This window comes from Escherichia sp. WS1450, from assembly GCF_046487395.1.
Lineage (GTDB): Bacteria > Pseudomonadota > Gammaproteobacteria > Enterobacterales > Enterobacteriaceae > Escherichia > Escherichia coli.
In genome coordinates this window covers 101,223-117,063 of record NZ_JBJQJO010000002.1, presented here as the reverse complement: position 1 = coordinate 117,063, position 15,841 = coordinate 101,223, and the positions used below count along the sequence as shown (strand labels likewise).

Annotated in this window: 15 protein-coding genes; 12 read left to right on the top strand and 3 right to left on the bottom strand. The window is 55.0% G+C overall.

The features are described from left to right. Positions 1 to 2 precede the first annotated feature (2 nt). Positions 3 to 353, bottom strand: coding sequence for a hydrogenase maturation nickel metallochaperone HypA (gene hypA / locus ACJHYR_RS02845; protein WP_001299100.1), 351 nt, complete (start codon positions 351 to 353; stop codon positions 3 to 5). 211 nt (positions 354 to 564) lie between these two features. Between hypA and hycA the strand changes: the two genes are divergently transcribed. The 9 genes from hycA (at position 565) to hycI (ending at position 8,427) form a co-directional block, all read left to right on the top strand. Next, positions 565 to 1,026: a formate hydrogenlyase regulator HycA gene (gene hycA, locus ACJHYR_RS02840; RefSeq protein ID WP_000158056.1), complete on the top strand. Its 462-nt coding sequence runs from the start codon at positions 565 to 567 to the stop codon at positions 1,024 to 1,026. 124 nt (positions 1,027 to 1,150) lie between these two features. Next, positions 1,151 to 1,762: a formate hydrogenlyase subunit HycB gene (gene hycB, locus ACJHYR_RS02835; RefSeq protein ID WP_001079186.1), complete on the top strand. Its 612-nt coding sequence runs from the start codon at positions 1,151 to 1,153 to the stop codon at positions 1,760 to 1,762. Continuing rightward, positions 1,759 to 3,585: a formate hydrogenlyase subunit 3 gene (gene hycC, locus ACJHYR_RS02830; RefSeq protein ID WP_001274370.1), complete on the top strand. Its 1,827-nt coding sequence runs from the start codon at positions 1,759 to 1,761 to the stop codon at positions 3,583 to 3,585. The genes hycB and hycC overlap by 4 nt, the downstream gene beginning before the upstream one ends. Positions 3,586 to 3,587: 2 nt before the next feature. Further along, positions 3,588 to 4,511 (top strand): formate hydrogenlyase subunit HycD, encoded by a 924-nt coding sequence (hycD, locus tag ACJHYR_RS02825; RefSeq protein WP_000115226.1) that lies wholly within the window; start codon positions 3,588 to 3,590, stop codon positions 4,509 to 4,511. Between the two features lie 17 nt (positions 4,512 to 4,528). Further along, complete coding sequence (gene hycE, locus ACJHYR_RS02820) at positions 4,529 to 6,238, top strand: formate hydrogenlyase subunit HycE (RefSeq protein ID WP_001288122.1); 1,710 nt, start codon at positions 4,529 to 4,531, stop codon at positions 6,236 to 6,238. A gap of 9 nt (positions 6,239 to 6,247) precedes the next feature. After that, positions 6,248 to 6,790, top strand: coding sequence for a formate hydrogenlyase subunit HycF (gene hycF, locus ACJHYR_RS02815; RefSeq protein WP_000493782.1), 543 nt, complete (start codon positions 6,248 to 6,250; stop codon positions 6,788 to 6,790). Then, on the top strand, positions 6,790 to 7,557 hold the full coding sequence (gene hycG / locus ACJHYR_RS02810) for a formate hydrogenlyase subunit HycG (RefSeq protein WP_000067399.1): 768 nt from the start codon (positions 6,790 to 6,792) through the stop codon (positions 7,555 to 7,557). The genes hycF and hycG overlap by 1 nt, the downstream gene beginning before the upstream one ends. Next, positions 7,554 to 7,964, top strand: a complete 411-nt coding sequence (hycH, locus tag ACJHYR_RS02805; RefSeq protein WP_001291922.1) for a formate hydrogenlyase assembly protein HycH — start codon at positions 7,554 to 7,556, stop codon at positions 7,962 to 7,964. Before hycG ends, hycH begins: the two co-directional genes overlap by 4 nt. After that, on the top strand, positions 7,957 to 8,427 hold the full coding sequence (gene hycI, locus ACJHYR_RS02800) for a hydrogenase maturation peptidase HycI (protein ID WP_000132961.1): 471 nt from the start codon (positions 7,957 to 7,959) through the stop codon (positions 8,425 to 8,427). The genes hycH and hycI overlap by 8 nt, the downstream gene beginning before the upstream one ends. Before the next feature lie 157 nt (positions 8,428 to 8,584). On the opposite strand, the gene ascB is transcribed toward hycI, so the two are convergent. Continuing rightward, complete coding sequence (ascB, locus tag ACJHYR_RS02795) at positions 8,585 to 10,009, bottom strand: 6-phospho-beta-glucosidase AscB (RefSeq protein WP_000110329.1); 1,425 nt, start codon at positions 10,007 to 10,009, stop codon at positions 8,585 to 8,587. Between the two features lie 8 nt (positions 10,010 to 10,017). Beyond that, positions 10,018 to 11,472: a PTS cellobiose/arbutin/salicin transporter subunit IIBC gene (ascF, locus tag ACJHYR_RS02790; protein ID WP_059327679.1), complete on the bottom strand. Its 1,455-nt coding sequence runs from the start codon at positions 11,470 to 11,472 to the stop codon at positions 10,018 to 10,020. A 259-nt stretch (positions 11,473 to 11,731) separates the two neighbouring features. Here ascF and ascG point away from each other — a divergent pair, with 259 nt between their 5' ends. The 3 genes from ascG to hypF all read left to right on the top strand — a co-directional run bounded on the left by ascG (position 11,732) and on the right by hypF (position 15,811). After that, the gene (gene ascG, locus ACJHYR_RS02785; RefSeq protein WP_059327680.1) at positions 11,732 to 12,742 is read left to right on the top strand and encodes a DNA-binding transcriptional regulator AscG; all 1,011 of its coding nucleotides are present in this window, start codon (positions 11,732 to 11,734) and stop codon (positions 12,740 to 12,742) included. Positions 12,743 to 12,890: 148 nt separating this feature from the next. Continuing rightward, positions 12,891 to 13,418: an electron transport protein HydN gene (hydN, locus tag ACJHYR_RS02780; RefSeq protein WP_001078777.1), complete on the top strand. Its 528-nt coding sequence runs from the start codon at positions 12,891 to 12,893 to the stop codon at positions 13,416 to 13,418. A gap of 152 nt (positions 13,419 to 13,570) precedes the next feature. Next, positions 13,571 to 15,811 carry a carbamoyltransferase HypF gene (gene hypF, locus ACJHYR_RS02775; protein WP_059327703.1) on the top strand — a complete coding sequence of 747 codons (2,241 nt, stop codon included), beginning with the start codon at positions 13,571 to 13,573 and terminating at the stop codon, positions 15,809 to 15,811. The last annotated feature ends 30 nt before the right edge of the window (positions 15,812 to 15,841 follow it).

The following is a 15,841-nucleotide window of genomic DNA, read 5'->3' as shown; positions in this document are numbered from 1 at the left end:
GCTCACTCCTGGTCTATTTCTATCCGCCGAATCTGTAAACCGTCGTCTGCCACAATCTGTAGCATGTCACCATGACACTGTGGACAGCGGCGGACGCGTTGGGTCAGTAGCGTCACATACTGTTGGCATGTTTCACACCAGCATTCGGCCTCTTGTTCTTCGAGGTGCAGTTTACAACCTTCCGCCACGCTGCCGCGGCAAACCAGATCAAAACAAAAGGCAAGAGAGCTGGTTTCGACACAAGAAAATGCGCCAATTTTGAGCCAGACCCCAGTTACGCGTTTTGCGCCGTGTTTTGCGGCCTGCTGTTCGATCAATTCCAGTGCCCGTTGGCAGAGGGTTATTTCGTGCATATCGCCTCCCATTAACTATTGCCAGCTACAAGCAATAATTGTGCCAGTGTTGATTATCCCTGCAGTGAATAATGTCGATGATGTCGAAATGACACGTCGACACGGCGACGAAATTCATCTTTAGCTTAAAAATCGCTTTAATAACAATAAATTAAAAGTTGGCACAGAAAATGCTTAAAGCTGACATCTCTGTTAAACGGGTAACCTGACAATGACTATTTGGGAAATAAGCGAGAAAGCCGATTACATCGCACAGCGGCATCGTCGCCTACAGGACCAGTGGCACATCTACTGCAATTCGCTGGTTCAGGGGATCACGTTATCGAAAGCGCGCCTGCATCACGCCATGAGCTGCGCGCCGGACAAAGAACTCTGTTTCGTCCTTTTTGAACATTTTCGTATTTACGTCACCCTGGCGGATGGCTTTAACAGCCACACCATCGAGTATTACGTCGAAACAAAAGATGGTGAAGACAAACAGCGGATTGCGCAGGCGCAACTGAGCATTGACGGCATGATTGATGGCAAGGTCAACATCCGCGATCGCGAACAGGTTCTGGAACACTATCTCGAAAAAATCGCTGGCGTTTACGACAGCTTATATACCGCCATTGAAAACAATGTGCCGGTGAATTTAAGCCAACTGGTAAAGGGACAAAGCCCGGCAGCATGAGCTGAGGCTTTGCCCGTTTTGCAGGCGTTACGCCTGTTTGGGGATGGGCGTGTCGATGAGTGTCGAAAATGACATTTCATCGGCATGTTTTCGTCAAAAATGACAATCACCTGAGGAATGCCTGGTGAATCGTTTTGTAATTGCTGACTCCACGCTCTGTATCGGCTGCCACACTTGTGAGGCCGCCTGTTCAGAGACGCATCGCCAGCACGGCCTGCAATCAATGCCGCGCCTGAGAGTGATGCTGAATGAAAAAGAATCTGCGCCGCAGCTCTGTCACCACTGTGAAGATGCGCCCTGTGCGGTGGTCTGCCCGGTTAACGCCATCACCCGCGTTGATGGGGCCGTGCAGTTGAATGAAAGTCTGTGCGTAAGCTGCAAACTGTGCGGCATCGCCTGCCCGTTTGGCGCAATTGAATTTTCCGGCAGCCGTCCGCTGGATATTCCGGCAAATGCCAATACCCCGAAAGCGCCACCGGCACCGCCTGCTCCGGCGCGTGTCAGCACATTGCTTGACTGGGTGCCAGGTATTCGCGCGATCGCCGTCAAATGTGACCTTTGTAGTTTTGATGAACAAGGTCCGGCCTGCGTGCGGATGTGCCCGACTAAAGCCCTGCATCTGGTGGATAACACCGATATCGCCCGCGTCAGCAAACGTAAGCGTGAGCTGACTTTTAACACGGACTTTGGCGATCTCACCTTGTTTCAGCAGGCTCAAAGTGGAGAGGCTAAATGAGCGCAATTTCCCTGATCAATAGTGGCGTGGCGTGGTTTGCCGCCGCCGCTGTTCTGGCATTTCTCTTTTCTTTTCAAAAGGCGCTGAGTGGCTGGATAGCCGGAATTGGCGGCGCGGTGGGTAGCCTGTATACGGCAGCCGCGGGCTTCACTGTGCTGACTGGTGCGGTTGGCGTGAGCGGTGCGCTGTCGCTGGTAAGCTACGATGTGCAAATCTCTCCGCTTAACGCGATTTGGCTGATTACGCTCGGCCTGTGCGGTCTGTTTGTCAGCCTCTACAACATTGACTGGCATCGCCACGCGCAGGTGAAATGCAACGGCTTGCAGATCAATATGTTGATGGCTGCCGCCGTCTGTGCCGTCATCGCCAGCAACCTCGGCATGTTCGTGGTAATGGCCGAAATCATGGCCCTGTGTGCGGTGTTCCTCACCAGCAACAGCAAAGAGGGCAAACTGTGGTTTGCGCTGGGGCGTCTTGGCACTCTGCTGCTGGCGATTGCCTGCTGGCTGCTGTGGCAGCGTTACGGCACGCTGGATCTGCGCCTGCTGGATATGCGTATGCAACAGCTGCCGCTCGGTTCCGATATCTGGCTGCTCGGTGTGATTGGCTTTGGCCTGCTGGCCGGGATTATTCCGCTGCACGGCTGGGTGCCGCAGGCACATGCTAACGCCTCTGCGCCAGCTGCCGCGTTGTTTTCTACGGTAGTCATGAAAATTGGCCTGCTGGGCATTTTAACCCTGTCGCTGCTGGGCGGTAATGCACCGCTGTGGTGGGGGATCGCGCTGCTGGTGCTCGGCATGATCACCGCGTTCGTCGGTGGTCTGTATGCGTTGATGGAACACAACATCCAGCGCCTGCTGGCTTACCACACCCTGGAGAATATCGGCATTATCCTGCTGGGGCTGGGCGCTGGCGTAACGGGTATCGCGCTCGAACAACCGGCGCTGATTGCTCTTGGCCTGGTCGGTGGTCTGTACCATCTGCTTAACCATAGCCTGTTCAAAAGCGTACTGTTCCTCGGGGCGGGGAGCGTCTGGTTCCGTACCGGTCATCGCGATATCGAAAAACTCGGTGGTATTGGCAAGAAAATGCCGGTTATCTCCATCGCCATGTTAGTCGGGCTGATGGCAATGGCTGCGCTGCCGCCGCTGAACGGGTTTGCCGGGGAATGGGTTATCTATCAATCCTTCTTCAAGCTGAGCAATAGTGGCGCGTTTGTTGCCCGTCTGCTGGGGCCGCTGCTCGCTGTGGGTCTGGCAATTACCGGTGCGCTGGCGGTGATGTGTATGGCGAAAGTCTATGGCGTCACGTTCCTCGGCGCGCCGCGTACCAAAGAAGCCGAAAACGCCACCTGTGCGCCGCTCCTGATGAGCGTAAGCGTGGTGGCACTGGCGATTTGCTGCGTCATTGGCGGTGTTGCTGCGCCGTGGCTGCTGCCGATGCTCTCTGCTGCTGTACCTCTGCCGCTGGAGCCTGCTAACACCACCGTTTCTCAACCCATGATCACGTTGCTGCTGATTGCCTGCCCGCTGCTGCCATTCATCATTATGGCGATTTGCAAAGGCGATCGTTTGCCGTCGCGTTCCCGCGGCGCGGCCTGGGTGTGCGGCTACGACCATGAAAAATCAATGGTGATTACTGCTCACGGTTTTGCCATGCCGGTGAAACAGGCGTTTGCGCCAGTGCTGAAACTGCGCAAATGGCTGAATCCGGTGTCGCTGGTGCCGGGCTGGCAGTGCGAGGGGAGTGCGTTGCTGTTCCGCCGGATGGCGCTGGTTGAACTGGCGGTACTGGTGGTGATTATTGTTTCACGAGGAGCCTGAGAATGAGTGTTTTATATCCGTTAATTCAGGCGCTGGTGTTATTTGCCGTTGCGCCGCTGCTCTCCGGTATAACCCGCGTGGCGCGTGCCCGCTTGCATAACCGTCGCGGGCCGGGCGTGTTGCAGGAGTATCGCGACATTATCAAACTGCTGGGTCGCCAGAGCGTTGGCCCGGATGCCTCCGGCTGGGTGTTCCGCCTGACGCCGTATGTGATGGTGGGCGTCATGCTGACTATCGCTACTGCGCTGCCGGTGGTGACCGTTGGTTCTCCGCTGCCGCAGCTGGGCGATTTGATCACTTTACTGTATCTCTTTGCCATCGCGCGTTTCTTCTTTGCTATTTCTGGTCTGGATACCGGTAGCCCGTTTACCGCTATCGGCGCGAGCCGTGAAGCGATGCTTGGCGTGCTGGTCGAACCGATGTTGCTGCTTGGTCTGTGGGTTGCCGCACAGGTTGCCGGTTCCACCAACATCAGCAACATCACCGACACCGTTTATCACTGGCCGCTGAGCCAGAGCATCCCGCTGGTGCTGGCGCTTTGTGCCTGTGCGTTCGCCACTTTTATCGAAATGGGCAAACTGCCGTTCGACCTGGCGGAAGCCGAGCAGGAGTTGCAGGAAGGTCCGCTCTCTGAGTACAGCGGCAGCGGCTTTGGCGTCATGAAATGGGGTATCAGCCTGAAACAGTTGGTGGTGCTGCAGATGTTCGTCGGGGTGTTTATTCCGTGGGGACAAATGGAAACCTTCACCGTCGGTGGGCTGCTGCTGGCGTTGGTGATTGCCATCGTCAAACTGGTGGTTGGCGTCCTGGTTATCGCGCTGTTCGAAAACAGCATGGCCCGTCTGCGTCTTGATATTACTCCGCGCATTACCTGGGCTGGGTTTGGCTTTGCATTTTTAGCGTTCGTCTCCTTGCTGGCGGCGTGATTAAAGAGAGTTTGAGCATGTCTGAAGAAAAATTAGGTCAACATTATCTCGCCGCGCTGAATGAGGCATTTCCGGGCGTCGTGCTGGACCACGCCTGGCAGACCAAAGATCAGCTGACCGTGACCGTGAAGGTGAACTACCTGCCGGAAGTGGTGGAGTTTCTCTACTACAAGCAGGGGGGCTGGCTGTCGGTGCTGTTTGGTAACGACGAACGCAAACTGAATGGTCATTACGCCGTTTACTACGTGCTGTCGATGGAGAAGGGCACCAAATGCTGGATAACCGTGCGCGTTGAAGTTGACGCCAACAAACCGGAGTATCCGTCCGTGACGCCGCGCGTTCCGGCGGCGGTGTGGGGCGAGCGTGAAGTGCGCGATATGTACGGTTTGATTCCGGTAGGGCTTCCGGATGAACGTCGTCTGGTGCTGCCGGATGACTGGCCGGATGAACTTTATCCGCTGCGTAAAGACAGCATGGATTATCGTCAGCGTCCGGCACCGACTACCGATGCTGAAACCTACGAGTTTATCAACGAACTGGGCGACAAGAAAAACAACGTCGTGCCGATTGGTCCGCTGCACGTCACTTCTGACGAACCGGGCCACTTCCGTCTGTTCGTCGATGGCGAAAACATTATCGACGCCGACTACCGCCTGTTCTATGTCCATCGCGGCATGGAAAAACTGGCGGAAACCCGCATGGGTTACAACGAAGTGACCTTCCTCTCTGACCGTGTGTGCGGGATCTGCGGCTTTGCTCACAGCACCGCCTACACCACGTCGGTGGAAAACGCGATGGGTATTCAGGTGCCAGAACGTGCGCAGATGATCCGCGCCATTCTGCTGGAGGTAGAACGCCTGCACTCGCATCTGCTCAACCTCGGCCTCGCCTGTCACTTTACCGGTTTCGACTCCGGCTTTATGCAGTTCTTCCGCGTGCGTGAAACCTCCATGAAAATGGCAGAGATCCTCACCGGTGCGCGTAAAACCTACGGCCTGAACCTGATCGGCGGGATTCGTCGCGATCTGCTGAAAGATGACATGATCCAGACCCGCCAGCTGGCGCAACAGATGCGTCGTGAAGTGCAGGAGCTGGTGGATGTGCTGCTGAGCACACCGAATATGGAACAGCGTACTGTCGGCATTGGTCGTCTGGACCCGGAAATCGCCCGCGATTTCAGTAACGTTGGCCCGATGGTCCGCGCCAGCGGTCACGCCCGCGATACCCGTGCCGATCACCCGTTTGTTGGTTATGGCCTACTGCCAATGGAAGTCCACAGCGAGCAGGGCTGCGACGTTATTTCCCGTCTGAAAGTTCGTATCAACGAAGTCTATACCGCGCTGAACATGATCGACTACGGTCTGGATAACCTGCCGGGCGGTCCGCTGATGGTGGAAGGCTTTACCTATATTCCGCACCGTTTTGCGCTGGGCTTTGCCGAAGCGCCGCGCGGCGACGATATCCACTGGAGCATGACCGGCGACAACCAGAAGCTGTACCGCTGGCGCTGCCGTGCCGCGACCTACGCGAACTGGCCGACCCTGCGCTACATGCTGCGTGGCAACACTGTTTCCGATGCGCCGCTGATTATCGGTAGCCTGGACCCTTGCTACTCCTGTACCGACCGCATGACCGTGGTCGATGTACGTAAGAAGAAGAGCAAAGTGGTGCCGTACAAAGAACTCGAGCGTTACAGCATTGAGCGTAAAAACTCGCCGCTGAAATAAGGAATCGCCATGTTTACCTTTATCAAAAAAGTCATCAAAACCGGCACGGCGACCTCGTCTTATCCGCTGGAGCCGATTGCGGTTGATAAAAACTTCCGTGGTAAGCCAGAGCAGAACCCGCAGCAGTGCATCGGCTGCGCGGCCTGCGTCAATGCCTGCCCGTCAAACGCCTTAACGGTTGAAACCGACCTCGCCACAGGAGAGCTTGCCTGGGAGTTCAATCTTGGACGCTGCATCTTCTGTGGACGCTGCGAAGAAGTCTGCCCGACGGCGGCGATCAAACTGTCGCAAGAGTACGAACTGGCGGTGTGGAAGAAAGAAGACTTCCTGCAACAGTCCCGTTTCGCGCTGTGTAACTGCCGCATCTGTAATCGTCCTTTCGCCGTCCAGAAAGAGATCGACTACGCCATTGCACTGCTTAAGCACAATGGTGACAGTCGCGCGGAAAACCACCGCGAAAGCTTTGAGACTTGCCCGGAATGTAAGCGCCAGAAATGCCTGGTGCCGTCCGACCGTATTGAACTGACTCGCCATATGAAAGAGGCCATCTGATGAGCAATTTATTAGGCCCCCGTGACGCCAACGGCATTCCGGTCCCGATGACGGTGGATGAATCCATCGCCAGCATGAAGGCGTCGTTACTGAAAAAAATCAAACGTTCTGCCTACGTTTACCGCGTGGACTGCGGCGGCTGCAACGGCTGCGAAATCGAAATTTTCGCCACTTTGTCGCCGCTGTTCGATGCAGAACGCTTCGGCATTAAAGTCGTTCCTTCACCGCGTCATGCGGATATTTTACTGTTTACCGGCGCGGTCACCCGTGCAATGCGATCCCCTGCGCTGCGTGCGTGGCAGTCCGCGCCGGACCCGAAAATCTGTATCTCCTACGGTGCCTGCGGTAACAGCGGTGGCATTTTCCACGATCTCTACTGCGTGTGGGGCGGTACGGATAAAATCGTCCCGGTGGATGTCTACATTCCGGGCTGCCCGCCAACGCCTGCCGCTACGCTATACGGCTTTGCAATGGCGCTCGGCCTGCTGGAGCAGAAAATTCACGCCCGTGGGCCGGGTGAGCAGGATGAACAACCGGCGGAGATCCTGCATGGCGATATGGTGCAGCCGCTGCGTGTGAAAGTAGATCGCGAAGCACGCCGCCTGGCGGGTTACCGTTACGGTCGCCAGATTGCCGATGACTTCCTGACACAGTTAGGGCAGGGCGAAGAGCAGGTTGCACGCTGGCTGGAAGCGGAAAACGATCCGCGTCTGAACGAGATTGTCAGCCATCTGAATCATGTTGTTGAAGAGGCGCGTATCCGATGAGTGAAAAGGTGGTGTTCAGTCAACTGAGCCGTAAATTTATTGATGAGAACGATGCCACGCCCGCCGAGGCGCAGCAGGTGGTCTATTACAGCCTGGCGATTGGTCACCACCTTGGGGTTATCGATTGCCTGGAAGCGGCGCTCACCTGCCCGTGGGATGAATATCTGGCATGGATTGCCACTCTGGAGGCGGGCAGCGAAGCCCGCCGCAAAATGGAAGGCGTGCCGAAATATGGTGAGATCGTCATCGACATTAACCATGTGCCGATGCTGGCCAACGCATTCGATAAAGCCCGGGCAACGCAAACTTCGCAGCAGAAAGAATGGAGTACAATGCTGTTAAGTATGCTGCATGATATTCATCAGGAAAACGCCATCTATTTGATGGTGAGGAGATTGCGTGACTGACGTTTTACTCTGTGTTGGCAATAGCATGATGGGCGATGATGGCGCAGGCCCGCTGCTGGCGGAAAAGTGCGCCGCCGCGCCGAAAGGTAACTGGGTGGTGATTGACGGCGGTAGCGCACCGGAAAACGACATTGTCGCTATCCGCGAACTGCGCCCGACACGACTGCTGATTGTCGACGCCACGGATATGGGGCTAAACCCCGGCGAGATCCGCATCATCGACCCGGATGACATCGCCGAGATGTTTATGATGACTACCCATAACATGCCGCTGAACTACCTTATCGACCAGTTAAAAGAAGATATTGGCGAAGTGATTTTCCTCGGCATCCAGCCGGATATCGTCGGCTTTTACTACCCGATGACCCAGCCGATTAAAGACGCCGTAGAAACCGTTTATCAACGGCTGGAAGGCTGGGAAGGGAATGGCGGCTTCGCACAGTTAGCGGTGGAAGAAGAGTAGTTTTTCAGTAAGGAATCAGGACAGGGATGTTCTTGATGAGGGAATCAGAACTGATAGCAAACGCCAGATTGCCCGATGCGCTGCGCTTATCGGGCCTACCTGGTTCGTGCGACATGTAGGCCGGATAAGGCGTTCACGCCGCATCCGGCACTGTTACTTACTCTAAATCTTCACCGTTACTGGCAATCACTTTTTTATACCACCAGAATGATTTCTTACGCGTGCGCGCCAGCGTACCGTTGCCTGCGTCGTCACGGTCTACGTAGACAAAACCGTAGCGTTTGCTCATTTCACCCGTTGAGGCGGAAACTAAATCAATACAGCCCCAGGTGGTGTAGCCCATCAGCGGAATGCCGTCTGCAATCGCTTCGCCCATTGCGCGGATATGTTCGCGTAAATAGCTGATGCGATAGTCGTCGTTAATCTCACCATTGGCAGCAAATTCATCTTTTGCGCCGAGGCCGTTTTCCACCAGAAACAGCGGCTTCTGATAACGGTCGTACATCATATTCATGGTGATACGCAGACCGAGTGGATCAATACCCCAGCCCCAGTCGCTTACCTGTAGATATGGGTTACGCAGCGATTTCACCACGTTCGCCGCACTGCTGTTGTTGGCGTTCATCTCCGCCGAGGCGCAGCGCGAGGCGTAATAGCTGAAGGAGACAAAATCGACGGTGCTTTTCAGGATCTCATCATCGCCAGGCGCTTTATCTATGGTTACCCCTTTTTCGCGGAATACGCGCGCAGAGTAAGCCGGATACGCGCCCCGCGCCTGCACATCGATAAAAAACAGGTTTTCCCGGTCTTTCTCCAGCGCCGCCCAGACATCTTCCGGCTTGCAACTGTAAGGGTAGAAGTTACCGCCAGCCAGCATACAGCCCACCTGATTTTGCGGGTTAACCTCATGGGCGATTTTGGTGGCTAATGCACTGGCAATCAGTTGGTGATGCGCAGCCTGATATTTCACCTGATCCTGATTTTCGCCTTCTTCAAACACCAGACCCGCGCCGGAGAACGGGCTATGCAACATAATGTTGATTTCATTGAAGGTGAGCCAGTATTTCACTAGGCCATCAAATGCTTCAAAGCAGGTCCGGGCGTAGCGGCTGAAAAACTCCACCAGCTTGCGGTTACGCCAGGAGCCATATTCGGTGACCAGATGCATCGGCACATCGAAGTGGCACAACGTGACCAGCGGTTCGATACCGTACTTTTTACACTCTTCAAAGACAGAACGGTAAAAAGCAATGCCCTGCTGGTTGGGCGTCAGTTCATCGCCCTGCGGGAAGAGGCGGCTCCAGGCAATTGAGGTACGGAACACTTTGAATCCCATCTCTGCCATCAGGGCGATATCTTCTTTATAACGATGATAAAAATCCGTCGCCTCATGGCTGGGATAAAACTCGTCATCGCGCAACTGAAAACGTTTTTCCAGCCCCAGTTTCACCGCCATTCGATGCTCGCCGTGCGGGATCATATCGACCGTGGTCAGTCCTTTGCCGCCTTCGCGGAACGCACCTTCAGACTGGTTGGCGGCAAGCGCGCCGCCCCATAAAAAACCTTCTGGAAATACTGACATTTTCATCCTCAATTAAGACTTACTTCTTTGGCGATGGTCGGTTGTACGCTCTGATGCTTTCGCGCCTGGGCAGCCGCTTCCTCAACAGGAATATCCTCAAAGCCGAGCAACAGTGTGAGGATAAACGACAGCACGACCGCCAGCGCCATGACCGCGAACACCCAGACGATGCTCATTGGATTCGCCGGATCGAAGAACTGCACGCTGGTAAATAGCCCCGGCGCTGCCGAGTGGCTGGCAAGCCCCGCCATACCGGCAACCGCGCCGCAAATAAAACCGCTGATAAGACTGGCGATAAGCGGACGTTTCAGGCGGATCGCCACGCCATATAACGCCGGTTCGGAAATCCCCGCCATAATGGCTGATGCCGCCGCAGCCAGCGCCGTCTGGCGCAGTTCCGGGTTTTTCGTTTTCCACGCCACCGCCAGTGATGAACCGCCCAGCGACAGGTTAGCGCCGATCTCTGACGGCATGACCATCCCTTCTTTGCCGGTTTCGGCAATGGTCTGAATGATGGTTGGCGTAAAGACGCGGTGCATCCCGGTCATTACCAGCAGAGGCCACAGCGCGCCCATAATGGCGACTGAAAGCCAGCCCAGATAACCATGAATGGTGTAAACCAGCGCCGAAATGGCGCTACCGATCCAGATACCAATCGGGCCAATCAGCAGAATTGCCAGCGGTGCGGCAATCAACACAATCAGCATTGGCTTGAGGAAGTTTTTAGTCACCGCCGGTGTAATGCGATCCACCCAGCGTTCGATATATGACAGGCACCAGGTCATCACCAGCGCCGGGATCACCGTGTAGGTGTATTTCACCGCGGTGACCGGGATCAGGGCAAATTCTACATGTTCACCCTGGGCCGCTTTCGCCATTAATTCAATAAAACTCGGATGTACCAGCACACCCGCGATGGCAATCGCCAGCGACATATTGGTTTTAAATTTGATGGCGGCAGATGCCGCGACCATTAGCGGCAGGAAGAAGAAAGCACCGTCACCAATCACATTTAGAATGGTTAAAGTCGGCGATCCTTTTGTCAGCACGCCGCTCATCTCGAGGATCATCGCCAGCAGTTTGACCATCGATCCGCCGATAATCGCCGGGAACAGCGGTGACATGGTACCGATCAGCGCATCGAGGATCCCCGCACCAATGCGACGTAGCGTAAGTTTGGGTTTACCCACGGGCTGTGCGGGCTGCATATCTCCCGGCAGCAGGCTGACGACTTCCTGAAAGGCTTGTGAAACGGTATTGCCGATAATCACCTGACACTGGTTGTCACTACGTACCACGCCGAGCACGCCGGAGATGGTTTTCAACGTCGGACTGTCGATAAGCTGGTCATCTTTGATAACAAAGCGCAAACGCGTCATACAGTGCGTGACTGCCGAGATGTTATCAACGCCGCCCAGTGCCGCTATCACCGAGCGTGCCAGCGCCGCATAATTTTTGGCCATCGGATTTTATCCTGTTATCAGTAGGGTAGATGTAGTTGTTATCAGTCGACGTGACGGAAAAATGCCGATGCTGAAACGGAATTAAGAAACCGGTTTCACAAAATCATGAATAGTTGTCACTAAATAAGCAAGAGAGTTAATTGTTCATTTTTTATATTTGTGAAACCGGTCACCTGAATATTTTTCCCGCCGATTGCGCAAGGACAATCGGCAAACGGTGCAGTACACTGCGTTGATTGCGTGTAAAGGGATGAAAATAATGACGACGATGCTGGAAGTGGCAAAGCGCGCCGGGGTTTCAAAAGCGACCGTTTCCCGCGTGCTTTCAGGTAATGGCTACGTCAGCCAGGAGACTAAAGATCGCGTGTTTCAGGCGGTAGAAGAGAGCGGTTATCGCCCAAATTTGCTGGCCCGCAATCTGTCGGCGAAGAGTACTCAGACGCTGGGGCTGGTCGTGACCAACACACTTTACCACGGCATTTATTTTAGTGAATTACTGTTTCATGCCGCGCGAATGGCGGAAGAGAAAGGGCGGCAGTTGCTATTGGCAGATGGTAAACACAGCGCCGAAGAAGAGCGCCAGGCGATTCAGTATCTGCTGGATTTGCGCTGCGACGCCATTATGATTTACCCGCGTTTTTTAAGTGTGGATGAGATTGATGACATCATTGACGCACACAGTCAGCCGATAATGGTGCTTAATCGCCGCCTGCGCAAAAACAGCAGCCATAGCGTCTGGTGCGATCATAAACAGACCAGCTTTAACGCCGTGGCAGAGTTGATAAACGCCGGGCATCAGGAGATTGCTTTCCTTACCGGCTCGATGGATTCCCCCACCAGCATTGAACGTCTTGCCGGGTATAAAGACGCGCTGTCGCAGCATGGTATTGCGCTCAATGAAAAACTTATCGCTAACGGTAAATGGACGCCCGCCAGCGGGGCCGAAGGGGTAGAAACGTTGCTCGAACGTGGGGCTAAATTTAGCGCGTTAGTTGCCAGTAACGACGATATGGCGATAGGTGCGATGAAAGCGTTGCACGAGCGCGGCGTAGCGGTGCCAGAGCAGGTGTCAGTTATCGGATTCGATGATATCGCAATTGCCCCCTACACCGTTCCGGCGCTCTCCAGCGTAAAAATTCCGGTGACTGAGATGATTCAGGAAATTATTGGACGGCTGATTTTTATGCTCGATGGCGGGGATTTCTCACCGCCGAAAACCTTCAGCGGAAAACTGATCCGCCGCGGCTCCCTCATTGCTCTTTCGCAATAAACATTGTCATCACATGTCATCGTCACTAGTGTCGATGACATCGTTTTTCCTGCATTGCAGAATTTAATTTCTTTAAATAACAGTAAATTAAAAACTGGCATGATTTGTGAATGTATCGGCGCATTAACTGTCATTGCTGGAGAATTTGATGAACCGTTTCATCATTGCTGACGCGAGTAAATGTATTGGTTGCCGTACCTGTGAAGTGGCGTGCGTGGTTTCTCATCAGGAGAATCAGGACTGTGCATCGCTGACCCCGGAAACTTTTTTACCGCGAATCCATGTCATTAAAGGTGTGAACATTTCTACGGCGACCGTCTGCCGTCAGTGTGAAGATGCACCGTGCGCTAACGTCTGCCCGAATGGTGCTATCAGCCGTGATAAAGGGTTTGTTCATGTGATGCAGGAACGTTGCATTGGTTGCAAAACCTGCGTTGTGGCTTGCCCGTATGGCGCGATGGAAGTGGTGGTACGTCCGGTGATTCGCAACAGCGGCGCGGGGCTGAATGTACGGGCTGACAAAGCCGAAGCCAATAAATGCGACCTCTGTAACCACCGTGAAGACGGCCCGGCGTGTATGGCGGCTTGCCCGACCCATGCGCTGATTTGTGTAGATCGTAATAAACTTGAACAACTGAGCGCAGAAAAACGTCGCCGTACGGCGCTGATGTTCTAAAAATCTTACTGAACTGTTCTGGCATCAAAGGAATTCCCGGAAATATTCGTAGAATACGAAGCGGGCAGTATCGCCGACCTGTGACTGCCGGATGCGACGCGCTCGTGTCCGGCTGGGCGGGTTACGCAATTCATGATGGCGGGAATAACTCAATGGCAAAAAACACATCTTGCGGTGTCCAACTGCGTATTCGTGGCAAAGTGCAGGGCGTCGGTTTTCGTCCGTTTGTCTGGCAACTGGCACAGCAATTAAATCTTCACGGCGATGTCTGTAATGACGGCGATGGCGTAGAAGTCCGGCTGCTGGAAGATCCGGAAACGTTTCTTGTGCAGTTGCATCAGCACTGCCCGCCGCTGGCGCGTATTGATAGCGTCGAGCGTGAGCCGTTTATCTGGTCACAACTGCCCACCGAGTTCACTATCCGTCAGAGCACAGGCGGCGTCATGAATACGCAAATTGTTCCCGATGCCGCCACTTGTCCTGCTTGCCTTGCCGAAATGAATACCCCAGGCGAACGACGCTGGCGTTATCCGTTTATCAACTGTACCCACTGTGGCCCGCGTTTCACCATTATTCGCGCGATGCCTTACGATCGCCCGTTTACCGTGATGGCGGCGTTTCCGCTGTGTCCGGCCTGTGACAAAGAATATCGCGACCCGCTCGATCGTCGCTTCCACGCCCAGCCGGTGGCCTGCCCGGAGTGTGGCCCACATCTTGAATGGATAAGTCATGGTGAACATGCAGAACAAGAGGCGGCATTACAGGCAGCTATCGCACAGTTAAAAATGGGCAACATTGTCGCCATCAAAGGGATTGGCGGATTTCATCTCGCCTGCGATGCGCGTAACAGTAACGCGGTGGCGACACTGCGGGCGCGCAAACATCGCCCGGCGAAACCGCTGGCGGTTATGTTGCCAGTGGCAGAAGGTTTACCAGACGCTGCCCGTCAGTTGCTTACCACACCCGCCGCGCCGATTGTGCTGGTGGATAAAAAATACGTTCCTGAGCTTTGTGATGATATCGCCCCTGGCCTTAACGAAGTTGGGGTGATGTTGCCTGCGAATCCGCTTCAGCATTTGCTGTTACAGGAACTGCAATGTCCGCTGGTGATGACCTCCGGCAACCTGAGCGGTAAACCACCGGCTATCAGCAACGAACAGGCGCTGGCGGATTTGCAGGGCATTGCCGACGGATTCTTGCTACATAACCGCGACATCGTGCAGCGGATGGATGATTCGGTGGTGCGCGAAAGCGGCGAAATGCTGCGCCGTTCGCGGGGGTATGTGCCGGATGCGCTGGCTTTGCCTCCGGGCTTTAAAAATGTTCCGCCTGTGCTGTGTCTCGGCGCGGATCTGAAAAATACCTTCTGCTTGGTGCGCGGTGAACAAGCGGTGTTGAGTCAGCATCTGGGCGATTTAAGTGACGATGGCATCCAGATGCAGTGGCGCGAAGCGTTACGCCTGATGCAAAACATCTACGATTTTACCCCGCAATACGTTGTGCATGACGCGCATCCGGGCTATGTCTCCAGCCAGTGGGCGCGCGAAATGAATCTGCCGACGCAAACGGTGCTGCATCATCATGCCCACGCGGCGGCGTGTCTGGCAGAACATCACTGGCCACTGGAGGGCGGTGATGTCATTGCGTTGACGCTCGACGGTATCGGTATGGGGGAGAACGGCGCTTTGTGGGGCGGCGAGTGCCTGCGGGTGAACTATCGCGAATGCCAGCACCTGGGCGGCTTGCCTGTAGTGGCGCTTCCGGGGGGCGATTTGGCGGCGAAGCAGCCGTGGCGTAACCTGCTGGCGCAGTGCCTGCGCTTTGTGCCGGAGTGGCAGAATTACCCTGAAACGGCAAGTGTGCAACAGCAAAACTGGAGCGTGCTGGCGCGGGCCATTGAGCGTGGAATTAACGCGCCGCTGGCCTCATCGTGTGGGCGTTTGTTCGATGCTGTGGCGGCGGGACTGGGCTGTGCGCCAGCCACGTTAAGTTATGAAGGTGAAGCGGCTTGTGCTCTGGAGGCGCTCGCAGCCTCATGTGACGGAGTGACGCATCCGGTGACGATACCGCTGGTGGACAATCAACTGGATCTCGCCACTTTCTGGCAGCAGTGGCTGAACTGGCAGGCACCGGTTAATCAACGCGCGTGGGCGTTTCATGATGCGCTGGCGCAGGGTTTTGCCGCGTTGATGCGTGAGCAGGCCACGATGCGCGGTATCACTACGCTGGTATTTAGCGGTGGGGTTATTCATAACCGATTGCTGCGTACACGCCTGGCGCATTATCTCGCTGATTTCACATTGCTCTTTCCACAGAGTTTACCGGCGGGTGATGGCGGCTTGTCTCTGGGGCAGGGGGTTATTGCTGCGGCGCGCATCCTGCATGCTGCATAGTGGTGGATGTGGCGTAACTAAGCGTAAAAA